This window comes from Nocardiopsis trehalosi NBRC 14201, assembly GCF_001552555.1.
GTDB classification, from domain to species: Bacteria; Actinomycetota; Actinomycetes; order Streptosporangiales; family Streptosporangiaceae; genus Nocardiopsis_B; species Nocardiopsis_B trehalosi.
In genome coordinates, this window is the sequence record NZ_BCRK01000139.1 from 1 (window position 1) to 16,644 (window position 16,644).

Here is a 16,644-nt window from a genome sequence, read left to right on the forward strand (position 1 = left end):
CTGGTAGGTCATGTAGGAGTTGGGGTCCACGACCGTGATGCGGGCCTCGCCCGCGCCGAGCTTCTTCTCCAGCCGCATCGCGGTGTACATGCCCAGGTACCCACCGCCGACGATGAGCACGTGGGGGATCTCCGATTCGTCACCACCGCCGTGCACCAGCCGGTAGTTCCTGCTCTCGGTCATCGCATCCACCCTAGGTTCCCGTTCCGCGGCCACCGGGGTCGCAAAGATCGGTAAGTCTTCGTTGACTGGCATGTTCGTAACGGCCTTCAACGGAAAGGTCGGTACTTCTTTCCTTTAGGCGGAGGTCCGATCCCCTCCTCCTGCTTGTGCATGGTTTCACAAGCCGCCCCCGTCAGGGAAGCGACGACCAGGAAAGGTTTAGACCATGATAAAGCAGCCGTATAGCCCATCGCACCAGGTCAGCGCCTTGTGAACGCTTTCACGCGCAGGTCCGCGCGTGATGCGTCTCACGTCCCCCACCTGCAGCGGACCCCCGTCCCCGCAGGTCAGCCCGCCGCGTAGGCGGTGACGCCCAGGGCGAGGCTCCAGGCGATGCCGGAGGCGAGCGGGAGTAGGCTCCCCTGGTGTACACACATTTGTGTACACTTGACCGCATGACCGAGAACACCGTGACCGTACGCGACGCTCGCGCCCATCTCGCGGAGCACATCAACCGGGCCGAGGAGGGCACTCCCACGGTCATCACGCGCAACGGCGCCCCGGTGGCGGCCGTGGTGCCGATCGCCGACTTCGAGGCACTGGAACAGGCCGCCGACGTGCTGCTGGCACGCGAGGCGGAGGCGGTCCTGGCCGAGGGCGGGCCGACCGTATCGATGGCCGAACTCCTGGCAGACCTGTTCGCCGACCAGGACGGCGCGGCGTGAAATACGCGTTCCGGTTCACCGCGGCGGCGCAGCGGCAGCTCCGGGCCATCAGCCGGCCCGACGCCATGCGCATCCTGGCCGCGCTGACCGCACTCGGCGACGACCCGTACCGCGAGGACGCCGACGTCAAGAAGCTCACCGGCCCGTCCGGGCTCTACCGGCTGCGGGTCGGCGGATACCGGGTCGCCTACCGGATCGACAACGGTGAACTCCTCATCCTCGTCGTCAAGGTCGGCGACCGGCGGGACGTCTACCGCAATCTGTGACGCCCCGCCGTCATCCGTCCCCGCAGGTCAGCCGGCCGCGTCGGTGGTGGCCCCCAGGGCGAGGCTCCAGGCGATGCCGTCGAGGATGTCGTGCTCGCTGGCGACGAACGCGCCGGCGCCCGTGCGGGCCAGGACGCGGTCGAGGATGAGGGCGCCCGCGCCGATCACGTCGACCCGGCCCGGGTGCATCACCCCGAGCGCCGCCCGCTGCTCGCGCGGCATGGCCAGCAGTTCGCGGGCCACCTCGTGCGTGCGCCCGGCGGTGACCCGCGTGTGGTGGATGCGGTCGGGGTCGTAGGCCGGGAGGTCCAGCGCGATGCCCGCCACCGTGGTGGCGGTGCCCGCCACGCACACGACCGTGCCGGCCGCGCCGAGCGGCACGGCCGCGGCGGCCTGGTCGAGCGCGGCGTCGATGTCGGCGGTGGCCGCGGCGATCTGCTCGGCCGTGGGCGGGTCGTCGGCCAGGTGGCGCTCTGTCATGCGCACGCACCCGATGTCGACCGAGCGGGCCGCGCGCACCGCGCCGTCGGCGCCGGCCTCGGGGTCGGCGTGGCCGAGCACGAACTCGGTCGACCCGCCCCCGATGTCGACCACCAGGAACGGCGGGGCGAGCGCCGCCGGGTCGCCGTCGTCCTCGGGACCGGCCTCCAGTTCGGCGGTGGCGCCGACGAAGGAGAGTTCGGCCTCCTCGTCGCCGGTGGCGACCTCGGGCTCGACGCCCAGGATCTCGCGCACCCCGTCGATGAACACGTCGCGGTTGGCGGCGTCGCGGGTGGCGCTGGTGGCCACCATGCGGACCGTGGCCGGGCCGGGCTCGACCCCGTGCTCGCGCATCAGGTCGGCGTACCCGCGCAGCGCCGCGAACGTGCGCTCCAGCGCCTCGGGCGCGAACTCCCCGGTGCGGTCGACGCCCTGGCCGAGGCGGACGACCTCCATGCGCCGCTCGATGTCGAACAGCTGGAGCTCGTCGCCGTCGAGGTCCAGCACGCCCGCGATCAGCAGCCGGATCGAGTTGGTGCCGCAGTCGACGGCCGCCACAGTGGTCACTTCGTCTCGCCTTCGTCGGAGTCGGCCGCGCCGTCGGTGCACGCGCACGGCCCCTTGGCCCACCAGTCGGGCAGCGCGTCGAGGGCTTCGCGGCCGAACGGGTTGGTGCCGGGCTCGGCCAGCTCGTGGGCGACGAGGGCGTGCAGGCACTTGACGCGCTCGGGCATGCCGCCGGCGCTCTGCATGCCCTCGGGCAGCGGTTCGACGCCGTCGGCCCGCGCCTGGTCGTCGCGCGCGGCGAGGTAGGCCGCGTGGGCGCGCTCGTAGGCGGCGCGCAGGCCGGGGTCGTCGGCGAGGCGGGCCTGCATGGCTCGCATGGCGCCGTCGGCCTCCAGGGTGCCGATGGCCGACGCCGCGCGCGGGCAGGTCAGGTAGTACAGCGTGGGGAACGGGGTGCCGTCGTCCAGGCGGGGCGCGGTGCGCACCACGTCGGGCAGGCCGCACGGGCAGCGGTGCGCGACGGCGCGCAGCCCGCGCGGCGGGCGGCCGAGCTGCTGGGCGACGGCGGCGGCGTCCTCGGCGGAGAAGGGCTCCGCGGCGCGATCGGTGGAAGTCATGGCGTCTTTCAGCGTAGCCCCTGGCCGGCGGCGCCCGTTCCGGGCGGGCGCCGCGCGAGGGCCGCTCGCGGGACCGGGCGGCGGTGGGAGGGGAGACTCGGCGGGCGGCGGGCGGCGGGCGCGCGGCGGCGGGCCGGGCCCGCGCGGGCGGGCCGGTGCGGGGCTCAGTCGCCGGGTGCGTCGGCGGCCTTGACCGACTGCCAGAGGCGGGTGAACCACGGCTCGTCGGAGGTGACGGCGGGGTCCTCGGCGGGTTCGTCCGCGCCGGAGATGACGACGTAGGTGCGCTCGCCCGGGTACCGGTAGTGCAGCCGGTCGCGCGCCTCGCGCTCGATGTAGAGCGGGTCGCGCAGCTGCTCGCTGCGCTCCTGGAGGTCGGCGACGCTCTGCTGGGCGCGGTCCTGCTCCTCGCGCAGCTGGGCGATCTCGGCGCGCTGGGCGACGTACTCGCGCAGCGGGTAGGCCAGGCTGAGCGCGATGACGCAGACGACGAGGGCGAGGACGGCGGCCCGGCTGGTCAGCGCGGGCCGGGCGCGCGGGGTGCGCGCGGCGGCGGCCCCGGCCGCGGCGGTCGCGCCGCGGCCGGAGCGTGCCGCACTGCCCGGCGCCGGGGGCACCGCGGGGCGGCGCGACCGCGCCGCGGGGGCGCGGTCGCGGGGGCCGCGCCGGGCGCGGCCCCCCTCCGGCGGATCGGGCACCTTGGACATGGCGGGCCAGCCTAGCCCTTGGCGGCGAACCGGGGGAAGGCCGACACGCCCGCGTAGACGGCCGCGTCGTCCAGCTCCTCCTCGATGCGCAGCAGCTGGTTGTACTTCGCGACGCGCTCGCTGCGGGCCGGGGCGCCGGTCTTGATCTGGCCGGCGTTGGTGGCGACCGCGATGTCGGCGATCGTGGTGTCCTCGGTCTCGCCGGAGCGGTGCGAGATCATCGCGGTGTAGCCGCTGCGCTGGGCCAGGGACACGGCGTCGAGGGTCTCGGTCAGGGTGCCGATCTGGTTCACCTTGACGAGCAGCGAGTTGGCGGCGCCCTCGCCGATGCCCCGCTGCAGCCGCTCGGGGTTGGTGACGAACAGGTCGTCGCCGACGATCTGCACGCGCTTGCCGACGCGCTCGGTGAGCGCGGTCCAGCCGGCCCAGTCCTCCTCGTCCAGCGGGTCCTCGATGGAGACCAGCGGGTAGGAGTCGAGCAGCTCGCCGTAGTAGGCGGCCATCTCCTCCGAGCTGCGCGCGGTGCCCTCGAAGCGGTAGGTGCCGTCCTGGTGGAACTCGGTGGCGGCGACGTCGAGCGCCAGGGCGATGTCGCTGCCGGGGGTGTAGCCGGCCTTCTGCACCGCCTCCAGGATGAGGTCGAGCGCGGCGCGGTTGCTCTCCAGGTCGGGGGCGAACCCGCCCTCGTCGCCGACGCCGGTGGCCAGGCCGTGCGCCTTGAGCACGGACTTGAGGGCGTGGTAGACCTCGGCGCCCCAGCGGACGGCCTCGCGGAAGCTCGCCGCCCCGATCGGGGCGATCATGAACTCCTGGATGTCGACGTTGGTGTCGGCGTGCGCGCCGCCGTTGAGGATGTTCATCATCGGCACCGGCAGCACGTGGGCGTTGGGGCCGCCGATGTAGCGGAACAGGGGCAGGTCGGCGGCGAGCGCGGCGGCCTTGGCGGCGGCGAGCGAGGTCCCGAGGATGGCGTTGGCGCCGATGCGGGACTTGTCGGGGGTGCCGTCGAGGTCGATGAGGGCGCGGTCGATGAGCCGCTGCTCCTCGGGGGCGAAGCCGAGGATCTCGTCGGCGACCTCGTCGTTGACGGCGGTCACCGCCTTCTCGACGCCCTTGCCGCCGTAGCGGTCACCGCCGTCGCGCAGCTCGACCGCCTCGAACTGCCCGGTGGACGCGCCGCTGGGCACCGCCGCGCGGGCCACCGTTCCGTCGTCGAGCGCGATCTCGACCTCGACCGTCGGGTTCCCGCGGGAGTCGAGGATCTCTCGCGCCTGTACTGCCTCGATCGACGACAACGTTGTACTCCTTCGTATCGCGTCCGGTGCGGGTCCGCGCGTGCGCGCGGGCCGGGCGGGGCGCGCGTGCGCGCACCCGCTGCTGCGGTCCGCCGCGACGACCGTGCGAACCGTCCCCGAGCCTAGCGACCCCGCCCCCGCACCGTCTGCACCCGGCACCGGAAATTGGTCTAGTCCACAATCGGCGGTCATCCGGCCCCGACACGGGACCGGCACGGGACCGGCCGGGCGGCGGCGGTCAGCCCAGGGCGCGGACGGCGGCGTCGAGCGCGGCCTCGCGGTAGTCCGCGATCGGCGCATCGGCGAGGACGACCGCGCAGTCCTGGAGGCCGCCGACGGCGATGACGGCGCGGGCCGCGTCGGCCGGCGCGGGGTCGGCGCCGACGAGCAGGGCCGTCAGCCGGGTCCGCCACGCCATGACGGCCGGGACCAGGCCGAGGTCGGCGAAGGTCGCGACGTCGGTCAGCACCGCCGTGTACAGGCGGTGGTGGCGGACCGAGACGTCGAGGTAGCCGCCGAGCAGGGCGCGCCGGTCGGGCACGCCGTCGCGCTCGGCCGCGGCGAGCAGCGCCTCGACGTCGTCGAACAGCGGGCGCACCAGTTCGCGCACCAGGTCGGCCTTCGACGGGAAGTGGTAGTAGAGCGCCGCCTTGGTGATGCCCAGGCGTTCGGCGATCTCCCGCAGGCTGGTGGCCCGGTAGCCCCGCGCGGCGAACAGCTCCAGCGCGGTGTCGCGGATCTCCGCCCGCGTGTCGCTCCGCTGCCTCGCCACGTCGGTGCCCCCTGCCGCCGGTACCGCCGGCCGCCGGCCGGCCGGGCGCGGGTGGGAGTCTACCGGCTCCCTGCCTGCCGACCGGTAGCTTACTTGCCGCACGGCAAGTACCCGGTCTACGCTGCCGGTGTCCGGCCGCCTCCGACGGCCGCCCTCAGGGAGGTCCCCGTGCAGACCCGAACCGTCCTCATCTCCGGCGCGAGCGTCGCCGGACCGGCCCTCGCCTTCTGGCTGCACCGCTACGGCTTCGACCCGGTCGTCGTGGAGCGGGCGCCCCGCCCGCGCGAGGGCGGGTACGCCGTCGACGTCCGCGGCGCCGCGATCACCGCCGTCGAGCGCATGGGCCTGCTCCCCGACGTGCGGCGCGCCCACACCGGCACGGCGCGCGCCCGCTTCGTGGACGGCGCCGGGCGCACGGTGGCCGCCCTCGACGCCGGGGTGATCGGCGGCGACACCGACGGCGCCGACGCCGAGCTGCTCCGGGGCCACCTCGCCCGCATCCTCATCGACGCCACCCGCTCCACCTGCGAGTACGTGTACGGCGACTCCATCGCCGCGCTGGAGGAGGGCCCCGCCGGGGTGCGGGTGTCCTTCGAGAACGGGCCCGACCGCGTCGTGGACCTCGTCGTCGGCGCCGACGGGCTGCACTCCAACGTGCGCGCCCTCGCCTTCGGCCCCGAGGAGCGCTACCTCCGCCACCTCGGGCGCTACATCGCCATCTGCACCGTGCCCAACCACCTCGGTCTGGACCGCGAGGCCGTGCTGTGCACCACCCCCGGCCGGGTCGCCGGCCTGTACAGCGGGGCCCCGCACACCGCGCGCGCGGAGCCGCCGCGCGCCGGCGAACCGCCCCTCACCGGTCCCAACCCCGAGGCCAAGGCCCTGCTGGCATTCGCCCGCCGCGACGGCGGCGCCACCCGCCCCGCCGACCGGGCCGACCGCGTCCGGGTGCTGGAGGAGGTGTTCGGCGGCATGGGCTGGGAGGTCCCGGCCGTCCTCGCCGGCGTGCGCGCCGACCCCGACCTCTACTTCGACGGCATCACCCAGATCCGCATGCCCGGGTGGACCCGCGGCCGGACCGACCTGGTGGGCGACGCCGCCTACGGCCCCTCGCCGATGTCGGGGCAGGGCACCAGCATGGCCCTGGTGGGCGCCTACGTGCTGGCCGGCGAACTCGCCGCGGCGGGCGGCGACCCCGCGGTGGCCCTGCCCCGCTATGAGGCGGAGACGCGCGCCTTCATGCGCGCCAACCAGGACATCGCCGCGCCCGGCGCCCGGTTCCTCGTGCCGGCCACGGCGCCGGGGCTGCGGGTCCGCGACCTGGCGGTGCGCTCGGCCCCGCTGCTCGCCCGGCTGGGCGCCCCGGGCAGCAGGGTGGGCCGGGCCGCCCGCTCCATCACGCTGCGCGACTACCGCGACCACGCGGTACGCTGAGCCGCCCGGGACCGGCGGTCTCGGCACCGCCCCGGGGGTTATCCACCGGCCCGGCCGGGAACACCCCAACGGGCACCGGGCCCGCACGCCGCGACCGCCGCGGCGCCGGTCCGCTCCCGGCGCGGCCCGCGCCCCGCGGCCGGGGCGCACCCACCACCAGCGAGGCGGAATGGCGACACCCGGACACCGCGAGCGCGCCGCTCCGCCGAGGCGGCGCGGCACCGAACTCGTCCTGGTCCTGCTCGCCCTCGCCGTGTTCGCCCTCGGCCTGGCCATGGCCGGGCTGCAGATCGACGGCCGGGTCCCGCGCGAACTCCCCCTCTACGTCGGGGTGGTCGCGGCGGGCGCGCTCACCCTGCACACCGCCCTGCGCGCCGTCGCGCCGTGGGCCGACCCGCTGGTGCTGCCGCTGGCCACCGCCCTCAACGGCCTCGGGCTGACCGTCATCTGGGGCCTGCACCGGGCCGACGACCCCGGCGCCGCCGAGGCCGACCGCCAACTGGTGTGGACCGCCATCGGCGCGGCCGCCTGCCTGACCGTGCTGCTGGCGGTGCGCCGGCCCGCGCGGCTGCAGCGCTACCCCTACCTGACCGCCGCGGCGGGGCTCGTGCTCATCCTGCTGCCGGTGCTGCCCGTCATCGGCGTCGAGGTGTTCGGCGCCCGCCGGTGGATCGCCGTGGGCGGGTACACCGTGCAGCCCTCGGAGTTCGCCGGCATCCTGCTCATCGTCTTCCTCGCCGCCTACCTGGGCGCCAAGCGCGACGTGCTGGCACTGGCGGCCCGGCAGATCCGGGTCCGCGGCGTGAAGGTGTTCACCCTGCCGCGCATGCGCCACTTCGGCCCGGTCGTGGCCGCGTGGGGGTTCGCCCTCCTGCTGCTGGTGGGCACCCGCGACCTCGGCACCTCGCTCGTGCTGTTCAGCGTGTTCCTGGCGATGCTCTACACCGCCACCGCCCGCAAGTCGTGGGTGGGCATCGGGCTGGCCATGTTCTTCACCGGGGCGTCGGCCGCCTACCTGATGTTCTGGCACGTCCGGCAGCGGGTCGCCATCTGGATCGACCCGTTCGCGCCGGAGGTGTACTCGGCGGGGGGCGGCGGCTACCAGGTCGGGCAGGGCCTGTTCGCGCTCGCCGACGGCGGCCTGTTCGGCACCGGGTTCGGGCGGGGGCGGGCGGAGGACGTCTTCGCCTCCGACAGCGACCTCGTGCTCGTCTCCATCGGCGAGAAGCTCGGCCTGCTGGGGCTCGCCGCGGTCCTGCTGCTGCTCGCCCTGCTGTCGGGGCGCGGCTTCGCCATCGCCCTGGGCGCGCGCGACCCCTTCCTCAAGCTGATGCTCACCGGCTTCGCGTTCCTAATGGCGTTCCAGGTGTTCGTCGTGCTCGGCGGGGTCACCGCCCTGATCCCGCTGACCGGGCTGACCACGCCGTTCCTGGCGGCGGGCGGGTCGTCGCTGATCGCCAACTGGATCGGGCTGGGCCTGTGGCTGCGGGTGAGCGACACCGTCCGCCGCCCCGCTCCGGCGGCCGGCCCCGGCGAGGACCCCACCGAGGCGATGCGCCTGGAGGGGCCGGGCCGCCGGCCCCGGGGGGTCAGTCCCAGTACGCGCGCCACTCCGCGGCGCTGAGCCGGCGCGGGTCGCGGCCGTCGGCGCGGGCGCGCGCCTCGGCCGCGCGGACCCGGCCGTCGAACCGGCGGGCCGCCGCGCGCAGGTCCATCTCGGGGTCGCCGCCGGCGGAGCGCGCGGCGTGGACGGCGGCGAACAGGGGGCCGCCGGGCCCCCCGTCGTCGGCCACCAGGTCGGCCGGGACCCCGTTGCGCTCGGCCCGCTTCTGCAGCTCGTAGGCGAGCAGCGCCGCGGGCTGGCCGAACGGCACGCCGTCGAGCACCGAGGCGTCGCGGCCCCCGGCGGCGCGTTCGGCGGCCTTGATGTCCTCCCAGTTGGCGCGGACGTCGTCGGCGCCCGCGACCTCTACCCCGGCGAACACGTGCGGGTGGCGGCGGGTCAGCTTGTCCACGATGGCGTCCGCGACGTCGTCGATGGTGAAGCCGTCGGCGCCCCGCTCCTCGGCCACCCGGGCGTGGAACACCACCTGGAGCAGGACGTCGCCCAGCTCGTCGCGGAGCGTCGCCCAGTCGCCCTCCTCGATGGTCTCCAGCGCCTCGTACGCCTCCTCGATGAGGTACTTCGCCAGGGTCTCGTGGGTCTGCCCGGCGTCCCAGGGGCACTCGCGGCGCAGGACGTCCATCACCTCGACCAGGCGGAGCACCCGGTGGCCGGGCACGGGGCGGTCGTCGTTCATGCGTTCCCTCCGTTGTGGCGTGCGGCGGCGGGGGCCGCCCTCAGGTGCGGTCGGCGGGCAGCCAGCCGCCGGCGCGCAGCGCGGCCAGGGTCTCGGCGACCGACTCCTTCACCGCCCGGTCCTCGGTGCGCAGCACCAGTTCGGCGTCGTCCGGCTCCTCGTAGGGGTCGGACACGCCGGTGAACGCGGGGATCTCCCCGGCGCGCGCCTTGGCGTAGAGGCCCTTGCGGTCGCGCGCCTCGCAGACCTCCAGCGGGGTGGCCACGTGCACCAGGAAGAAGTCGCCCCCGGCCTCGCGGGCCATGGCGCGCACCTCGGCGCGGACGGCGGCGTAGGGGGCGATGGGCGCGCACACCGCGACGCCGCCGTGCCGGGCGATCTCGGCGGCGACGTAGCCGATGCGGCGGACGTTGAGGTCGCGGTCGGCGCGGGAGAACGTCAGCCCGGCCGACAGCATGCGGCGCACCACGTCGCCGTCGAGGAGGGTGACCGTGCGCCCGGAGCGGCGCACCCCCTCGGCCACCCCGCGCGCCACCGTGGACTTGCCCGACCCCGACAGGCCGGTGAACAGCACCACCAGGCCGCGGCGGGTGCGGGCGGGGCGCAGCCGGGCCAGCTCGGCGGCGACCCGGGCCGGGGTGAACCAGGCGGGCAGGTCGCGGCCCAGGGCCAGCTCCTCCTCGACCTCGGCGTCGCCGGGTTCGGCGGCGGAGCGGTCGTCGGGCACCTGGTCCGCGGGCCGCCACAGGCCTTCGGCGGTGTCGTAGCGCCACGGCTCCGGGCGCAGCACGGGCACCGGCGCCCCGTCGAGCGGGGCGGGCGGCCCGGCGGCGGGGTCGCGGTCGAGCAGCACGTGGGTGGCGCCGTAGGAGCGGGCGACGTGCGCGGCCAGCAGGTCGGCGCGGTCGCCGGGCAGCGGGGCGTCGCCGCACGCGGCGGCCGGGGGCAGGGTGGCCACGACGAAGCGCGTGCGGGGCGGCAGCAGCGGCTCGGCGGCGAGCACGGCCGGCGCCATGCCCTCGTCGTCGAAGGGGGCGTCGATGAGGACGAGGACCTCGGCGCCCAGCTCCTCGGCCGCGGCCCGGACCTGGTGCAGCGCGCGGTGGTGCAGGGGGCGGGCGGTGACGACCGCCAGCAGCGGGCGGTCGGCGAACCCGCTGATCTCCCGCTGGCCGCGCGCCTCGGCCGGCGCCAGCCGCAGGTGGCGCAGGGTGCCGTACATCGACGGGCGGATGAACCGGACCTCGCCCGCCAGGCGGGTGGCCGGGCGGTCCGGCGCGGCCCCGGGGCCCGCGGGCGGGCCGGGCTCGGCCGACCACCGCTCGCTCACCCGCAGCTCCGCCAGCGGCGCCCCCTCGGGGTCGGTGAGGACGACCCGGTCGGCGCCGGCGAGGTCGTCGGGCACCGCCAGGGTGACCGGGACCGGCCACGGGGTGCCGTCGGGCAGCCGGCCCCCGGCGGCGACGGCCGCGGCCTCGGCGGACGTCATGAACCCGGGCAGCGGGTAGCCGCCGCTCAGGATCAGCTCCAGGTGCGCCAGCCCCACCGGGTCCGGCGCGAACACCGGCGCCCCCGCACCGCCGTCGCCACCGTCGTCGCTGTGGCCCCTGCCGACGCTCAATCCGACCTCCCGACCCCGCGCGCAACGTGCACCGACCAGCGTATGCCCGCCGGTGCGGGCGGTGGCGCGGCGGCCCGGCGCCCGCACCCCGGCGGGCGGGGCGCGGGCGGCCGGAACCGGCCGCGCGCGGGAACACGCGTCCCCGTCCGCGCGTTGCGACAGGTGATCGGACAGGACCTCGGACCGAGCACCGCCCGCCCCCCGCCCAGGGGCCGCAGGGGCACGCGTCACACCTGTGCGCAACGTGCCCCCGGAAGCGGCGCGGCGCATAGGCTAAGGGACGGGTGCGCCCCGCCCGGGTCGACCAACACGCCGAGCACCACGGGCCCGGCGGGACCACGGCGGGTGTCCACGGCGATCCCCCGCCCGGGTGCTCCGGGCGGCGGCGCCGCGCGTCCCCCGGCGATCGAGCGGAGAACACGGACAACGGACATCGGTGCGGCGGACGGGCCCGCGAACGGCCGCCCCGCCGGGCCCCGCGCGGACCGCTCCGCACGGCGGCGGCACCACCGGTACCACTGACACACGCCTCTGACTGGTGATATGAGCCTCTCTGGACTTCTCGGCGTCGTCACCGACGACCCCGCACTCAAGCAGACGATCGCCACCGCGCGCGGCGGGCGCGACCCGCGCCTGGACCTCGTCGCGCCCCCGTCGCTGCGGCCGTTCCTCATCGCGGCGCTCGCGGCCGACGCGCCCGTGGGCGCCGACCGTCCGGTCCTGGCCGTCACCGCCACCGAGCGCGAGGCCGCCGACCTCACCGACGAGCTGGGGTCGCTGCTGCCCGCGCACTCGGTCGCGCTGTTCCCCGCCTGGGAGACCCTGCCGCACGAGCGGCTGTCGCCGCGCTCCGACACCGTCGGGCAGCGCCTCGCCGTCCTGCGCCGGCTCGCCCACCCCGACCCCGCCGACCCCCTCACCGCGCCGCTGCGGGTCGTGGTCGCGCCCGTGCGCGCGGTGCTGCAGCCGCTGGTGGCGGGCCTGGGCGACCTCGCCCCGGTGCGCATCCGGCCGGGCGACGAGGCCGAACTCGACGACGTCGTCCGCGCCCTGGTCGAGGCCGGGTACGCCCGGGTCGACCTGGTCGAGAAGCGCGGCGACCTCGCCGTGCGCGGCGGCATCCTCGACGTCTTCCCGCCCACCGAGGAGCACCCGCTGCGCCTGGAGTTCTGGGGCGACCAGGTCGAGGAGATCCGGTACTTCCAGGTCGCCGACCAGCGGTCGATCGGCGACCGCTCGGAGTCCGGGTTGTTCGCGCCGCCCTGCCGCGAACTCCTGCTCACCCCCGAGGTCCGCGACCGCGCCCGCGCGCTCGCCGCCGAGCACCCGGCGCTGGCCGACGTGCTCGACAAGCTCGCCGACGGCCTGTCGGTCGAGGGCATGGAGGCGTTCGCGCCCGTGCTGGCCGAGCGCATGGAGCCGCTGTTCTCCTACCTGCCCGCCGGCGCGCTCATCGTCGGCTGCGACCCCGAGCGCATCCGCACCCGCGCCATCGAGCTGGAGGCCACCAGCCGCGAGTTCCTGGACGCGTCGTGGATCAACGCCGCCTCCGGCGGCGAGGCCCCCATCGACCTCGGCGCCTCCGCCTACCGGTCGATCGCCGAGGTGCGCGGCGACGCCGACGCGCTGGGCGTCCCGTGGTGGAGCATCAGCCCGTTCGAGGCCGGCGCCGAACCCGACGACGACGCCCCCGGCGGCACCGTCGAGCTCGGCGCGGCCGCCGCCGACAGTTACCGGGGCGACACCGAGCGCGCGCTCGCCGACGTCAAGTCCTGGCTGCACGACGAATGGCGCGTGGTGCTGCTGACCCCGGGGCAGGGGCCGGCCGAGCGCCTGGTCGCCATGCTCCGCGACGCCGGGCTCGGGGCCCGGCTGCGCGCCGACCTCCCCGACGCCCCCGAGCCGGCGGTCGCGACGGTCACCACCGGGCTCCTCGGGCACGGGTTCGTGTGGCGGTCGGTGCGCACGGTGGTCCTCACCGAGACCGACCTGGTCGGGCAGAAGTCCTCCACCCGCGACATGCGGCGCATGCCCAGCCGCCGCCGCGGCACCGTCGACCCGCTCCAGCTCAAGCCGGGCGACTACGTCGTCCACGAGCAGCATGGTGTCGGCCGCTACATCGAGATGGTCAGCCGCAGCATCCAGGGCGCCACGCGCGAGTACCTCGTCATCGAGTACGCCGCGTCCAAGCGGGGCCAGCCGGGCGACCGCCTGTTCGTGCCCACCGACCAGCTCGACGAGGTCACCCGCTACGTCGGCGGCGAGGCCCCCACCCTGTCCAAGATGGGCGGGGCCGAGTGGTCCAAGGCCAAGAGCCGCGCCCGCAAGGTCGTCCGCGAGATCGCCGGCGACCTGATCCGGCTGTACTCCGCGCGCCAGGCCAGCCCGGGGCACGCGTTCGCGCCCGACACCCCGTGGCAGCGGGAGCTGGAGGACGCGTTCCCCTACGTCGAGACCCCCGACCAGCTCGCCGCCATCGAGGAGGTCAAGCGCGACATGGAGCGGTCGGTCCCCATGGACCGGCTCATCTGCGGCGACGTCGGCTACGGCAAGACCGAGGTCGCGGTGCGGGCGGCGTTCAAGGCGGTGCAGGACGGCAAGCAGGTGGCCGTGCTGGTGCCCACCACCCTGCTCGTGCAGCAGCACCTGTCGACGTTCACCGAGCGGTACGCGTCGTTCCCGGTCACGGTCAAGCCGATGTCGCGGTTCCAGTCCGAGGCCGAGGTCGAGGCCACCCGCGCGGGCCTGCGCAGCGGCGAGATCGACATCGTCATCGGCACCCACCGGCTGCTGTCGAGCGAGACCCGGTTCAAGAACCTGGGCCTCATCGTCATCGACGAGGAGCAGCGGTTCGGCGTCGAGCACAAGGAGACGTTGAAGCGGCTGCGCACCCAGGTCGACGTGCTCGCCATGTCGGCCACGCCCATCCCGCGCACGCTGGAGATGGGCCTCACCGGCATCCGCGAGATGACCACCATCCTCACCCCGCCCGAGGAGCGCCACCCGGTGCTGACCTTCGTCGGGCCCTACGAGGAGAAGCAGATCGCGGCGGCCATCCGGCGCGAACTCATGCGCGAGGGCCAGGTGTTCTTCGTGCACAACCGGGTGGCGTCCATCGACCGGGTCGCGTCGACCCTGGCCCGGCTGGTGCCCGAGGCCCGCGTCGCCTACGCGCACGGGCAGATGAACGAGCAGCAGCTCGAACGCGTCATGGTCGACTTCTGGGAGAAGAACTTCGACGTCCTGGTGTCCACCACGATCGTGGAGTCCGGGCTGGACGTCCCCAACGCCAACACGCTCATCGTCGACCGCGCCGACACCTACGGGCTGTCGCAGCTGCACCAGCTGCGCGGCCGGGTGGGGCGCGGCCGCGAGCGCGCCTACGCGTACTTCCTGTACCCGCCCGAGAAGCCGCTCACCGAGACCGCGCACGAGCGGCTCGCCACGGTGGCCCAGCACACCGAGACCGGCGCCGGCATGTACGTCGCCATGAAGGACCTGGAGATCCGCGGGGCGGGCAACATCCTCGGCGCCGAGCAGTCGGGCAGTATCGCGGGGGTCGGCTTCGACCTGTACGTGCGCATGGTGGGCGAGGCCGTCCGCGAGCTGAAGGGCTCGCCCGACTCCGGCGAGGAGACCACCGAGACCAAGGTCGAGCTGCCCATCGACGCGCACATCCCGCACGACTACGTGCCGGGCGAGCGGCTGCGGCTCCAGGCGTACAAGCGGCTGGCGGGGGTCACCGGCGAGGACGACATCGCGGCGGCCCGCGAGGAGCTGGTCGACCGGTTCGGCCCGCCGCCGCAGCCGGTCGACAACCTGCTGGCGGTGGCCCGGTTCCGGGTGCTCGCCAAGAGCGCCGGGCTGACCGACGTGGTGCTCCAGGGCGGCCAGGTGCGGTTCGCGCCGGTGGAGCTGCGCGAGTCGCAGCAGCTGCGGCTGCGCCGCCTGCACCCCAAGGCCGTCTACAAGGAGACCACGCGCACCCTGCTGGTGCCGGTGCCCAAGGCGGGCGGGATCGGCGGCCGGCAGCTCCGCGACCTGGAGCTGCTCCAGTGGTGCACCGAGCTGGTGCGGGCGCTGTTCGAGCCCGCGGCCGCCCGGCGCTGACCCGCCGCGCGGCGCGCCCCGCACGGCCGGTGCCGCCGCGACCGCGTGCGTGAATCACCGTTCACGGTAAACCTTCGGGACGCCCAAAACGACTACCCTGGGTATCGTCGGCGCGACTCTCCGTGTCCGACGCCCCGTGTCGTGGCCGCCGTCGAAGGGACCTGCGCCGAATGGACACCTCCTCCGCACCGGATCTGCACGATTACGCGGACCTGCTCCGCCGCCGGTGGGCGGTCGTGGGCGGCGGCGTCCTCGCCGGGCTGTCCGCCGCCGCCCTCGGGCTGGCCGTGGCCCCGGAGTCCTACACGGCCACCACCGCCGTCCAGGTGCGGCCCACCGGGTTGGCGGAGCTGACCGGCGAGCGGGCGGGGCGCACCAACGGCGAGGTCAACCTCGACACCGAGGCGCAGATCGTCCGGTCCGCCCGGGTGGCCACGGCGGCGGCCGAACTACTGGGCAGCGGGGTGTCGGCCACCGAGCTGCGCGAGCGGGTCGAGGTCACCGTCCCGCCCAACAGCAGCGTGCTGGAGATCGGCTACCGCGCCGCCGACCCCGAGGACGCGCGGCGCGGCGCCGAGGCGTTCGCCGACGCCTACCTGACCTACCGCGCCGACCAGGTCGGCGCGCAGATCGACGTCCGCCTCGCGGCCCTCCAGGAGGAGGCCGACGCGCGGTACGAGGAGCTGGCGGGCCTCGCCGACGACGCCTCCCGGGGCAGCGGCGCGGCGCGCATGCGGGCGCAGGCGCGCCTCGACGCGGTGCAGAACGAGGTGTCCGACCTCAACGGCGACATCAACCCGCTGCGCGCGCTGCGCGACTCGGTCGTGCCCGGCCAGGTCATCACGCCGGCCACGGCCCCGGAGTCGCCGACCGCGCCGGTGCCCCTGCTGTGGCTGGGCGGGGGCGCCATGACCGGCCTGCTGCTGGGGCTGGGCACCGCCTACCTGCTCGACCGGGGCGACTCCCGGCTGCACACGGCGCGCGACGTCCGCCGCGCGGCGGACGCGCCGCTGCTGCTCGACACGGCGGCCGGGCCGGTCCCGGCGGCGGGGGCGGCGGAGCAGCGCGCCAACGAGGCCGCGCACACCCTGGAGGCCCGGTTGGGCGACGGGCGCCGGGTGCTGCTGGTGCCGGGGGTGACCCCGGGCCGCGCGGGCGCGGTGGCGGCGGTCGACCTCGCCGCGGCGTTCACCCGCATCGGCGCCGACGTGCTGCTGGTGTGCGCCGACCCGGACGACTCCGCCGTGCGCGGCCTGCTGGGGCTGTCCGCCGGGCCGGGGCTGGCCGAGGCGCTGGCCGGCGACGCCCCGGAGGCGCTGGAGTGCCGCAGCCCGCGCGTGCCGGGGCTGCGGGTGCTGCGGCACGGGCGCGGTGACGCTTCGGCGCTGCTCCAGCAGCGGGTGATGACCGACCTGCTGCGCCGGCTGCGCGGCACCGCCCGCTACGTGGTGGTGGCCACGGCCCCGGCGTCGGCGCGGGCCGACGCGGCGGCCATGGCGGCGGAGGCCGACGCGGTCCTGCCGGCCGTGGAACTGGGCGTCACCCGCAGGTCGGACCTGGCCGACACCACCGCCCGCCTGGCGGCGGTCGGCGCCCGGGTCCCCGGCCTCGCCGCCGTCGCCATCCCGCCCGCCGAGCCGCCCGCCCC

The 16,644-nt window shown here is 75.8% G+C and carries 13 protein-coding genes and 1 pseudogene; 6 read left to right on the plus strand and 8 right to left on the minus strand.

What is annotated here, in order from left to right:
• Nucleotides 1–183 (minus strand): annotated as a pseudogene (locus NT8_RS20750) (NAD(P)/FAD-dependent oxidoreductase); the annotation flags it as partial.
• Nucleotides 184–617: 434 nt separating this feature from the next.
• On the opposite strand from NT8_RS20750, the gene NT8_RS20755 reads away from it, so the two are divergent.
• Together NT8_RS20755 and NT8_RS20760 are read left to right on the plus strand one after the other, a co-directional pair.
• Entirely contained in the window at nt 618–887 is a 270-nt protein-coding gene (locus tag NT8_RS20755; RefSeq protein ID WP_067972282.1) for a type II toxin-antitoxin system Phd/YefM family antitoxin, read from the plus strand.
• Nucleotides 884–1,153, plus strand: a complete 270-nt coding sequence (locus tag NT8_RS20760; RefSeq protein ID WP_067972285.1) for a type II toxin-antitoxin system RelE family toxin — start codon at nt 884–886, stop codon at nt 1,151–1,153. The genes NT8_RS20755 and NT8_RS20760 overlap by 4 nt, the downstream gene beginning before the upstream one ends.
• A 27-nt stretch (nt 1,154–1,180) precedes the next feature.
• Here the strand turns inward: NT8_RS20760 and NT8_RS20765 are convergent, their stop codons facing one another.
• The 5 genes from NT8_RS20765 to NT8_RS20785 all read right to left on the minus strand — a co-directional run bounded on the left by NT8_RS20765 (nt 1,181) and on the right by NT8_RS20785 (nt 5,531).
• Nucleotides 1,181–2,200, minus strand: a complete 1,020-nt coding sequence (locus NT8_RS20765) for a Ppx/GppA phosphatase family protein (RefSeq protein ID WP_067972289.1) — start codon at nt 2,198–2,200, stop codon at nt 1,181–1,183.
• Entirely contained in the window at nt 2,197–2,757 is a 561-nt protein-coding gene (locus NT8_RS20770; RefSeq protein ID WP_067972292.1) for a DUF501 domain-containing protein, read from the minus strand. Before NT8_RS20770 ends, NT8_RS20765 begins: the two co-directional genes overlap by 4 nt.
• A gap of 164 nt (nt 2,758–2,921) precedes the next feature.
• On the minus strand, nt 2,922–3,464 hold the full coding sequence (locus tag NT8_RS20775) for an FtsB family cell division protein (RefSeq protein WP_084469141.1): 543 nt from the start codon (nt 3,462–3,464) through the stop codon (nt 2,922–2,924).
• An 11-nt stretch (nt 3,465–3,475) separates the two neighbouring features.
• Complete coding sequence (eno, locus tag NT8_RS20780) at nt 3,476–4,759, minus strand: phosphopyruvate hydratase (RefSeq protein WP_067972296.1); 1,284 nt, start codon at nt 4,757–4,759, stop codon at nt 3,476–3,478.
• 238 nt (nt 4,760–4,997) lie between these two features.
• Entirely contained in the window at nt 4,998–5,531 is a 534-nt protein-coding gene (locus tag NT8_RS20785; protein ID WP_067972298.1) for a TetR/AcrR family transcriptional regulator, read from the minus strand.
• Nucleotides 5,532–5,699: 168 nt separating this feature from the next.
• On the opposite strand from NT8_RS20785, the gene NT8_RS20790 reads away from it, so the two are divergent.
• Complete coding sequence (locus tag NT8_RS20790) at nt 5,700–6,965, plus strand: FAD-dependent monooxygenase (RefSeq protein ID WP_067972301.1); 1,266 nt, start codon at nt 5,700–5,702, stop codon at nt 6,963–6,965.
• A 169-nt stretch (nt 6,966–7,134) separates the two neighbouring features.
• Nucleotides 7,135–8,589, plus strand: a complete 1,455-nt coding sequence (locus NT8_RS20795) for an FtsW/RodA/SpoVE family cell cycle protein (protein WP_067972304.1) — start codon at nt 7,135–7,137, stop codon at nt 8,587–8,589.
• Here the strand turns inward: NT8_RS20795 and NT8_RS20800 are convergent.
• Nucleotides 8,555–9,265, minus strand: coding sequence for a MazG family protein (locus tag NT8_RS20800; RefSeq protein WP_067972307.1), 711 nt, complete (start codon nt 9,263–9,265; stop codon nt 8,555–8,557). The genes NT8_RS20795 and NT8_RS20800 overlap by 35 nt on opposite strands.
• A 40-nt stretch (nt 9,266–9,305) precedes the next feature.
• Nucleotides 9,306–10,886: an adenylyl-sulfate kinase gene (gene cysC / locus NT8_RS20805; protein WP_067972309.1), complete on the minus strand. Its 1,581-nt coding sequence runs from the start codon at nt 10,884–10,886 to the stop codon at nt 9,306–9,308.
• A 543-nt stretch (nt 10,887–11,429) separates the two neighbouring features.
• On the opposite strand from cysC, the gene mfd reads away from it, so the two are divergent.
• Entirely contained in the window at nt 11,430–14,996 is a 3,567-nt protein-coding gene (mfd, locus tag NT8_RS20810) for a transcription-repair coupling factor (RefSeq protein ID WP_067972312.1), read from the plus strand.
• A 170-nt stretch (nt 14,997–15,166) separates the two neighbouring features.
• Nucleotides 15,167–16,644, plus strand: a 1,478-nt coding sequence (locus tag NT8_RS20815; protein WP_067972315.1) for a hypothetical protein, incomplete at its 3' end; no start/stop codon positions are given.

What these genes read in the sequence shown, in the direction of transcription:
- NT8_RS20755 (WP_067972282.1), top strand. Translation starts at nt 618, where the DNA reads ATGACCGAGAACACCGTGACCGTACGCGACGCTCGCGCCCATCTCGCG.
- NT8_RS20800 (WP_067972307.1), bottom strand. Translation starts at nt 9,265, where the DNA reads ATGAACGACGACCGCCCCGTGCCCGGCCACCGGGTGCTCCGCCTGGTC.
- mfd (WP_067972312.1), top strand. Translation starts at nt 11,430, where the DNA reads ATGAGCCTCTCTGGACTTCTCGGCGTCGTCACCGACGACCCCGCACTC.
- NT8_RS20775 (WP_084469141.1), bottom strand. Translation starts at nt 3,464, where the DNA reads ATGTCCAAGGTGCCCGATCCGCCGGAGGGGGGCCGCGCCCGGCGCGGC.
- NT8_RS20770 (WP_067972292.1), bottom strand. Translation starts at nt 2,757, where the DNA reads ATGACTTCCACCGATCGCGCCGCGGAGCCCTTCTCCGCCGAGGACGCC.
- NT8_RS20795 (WP_067972304.1), top strand. Translation starts at nt 7,135, where the DNA reads ATGGCGACACCCGGACACCGCGAGCGCGCCGCTCCGCCGAGGCGGCGC.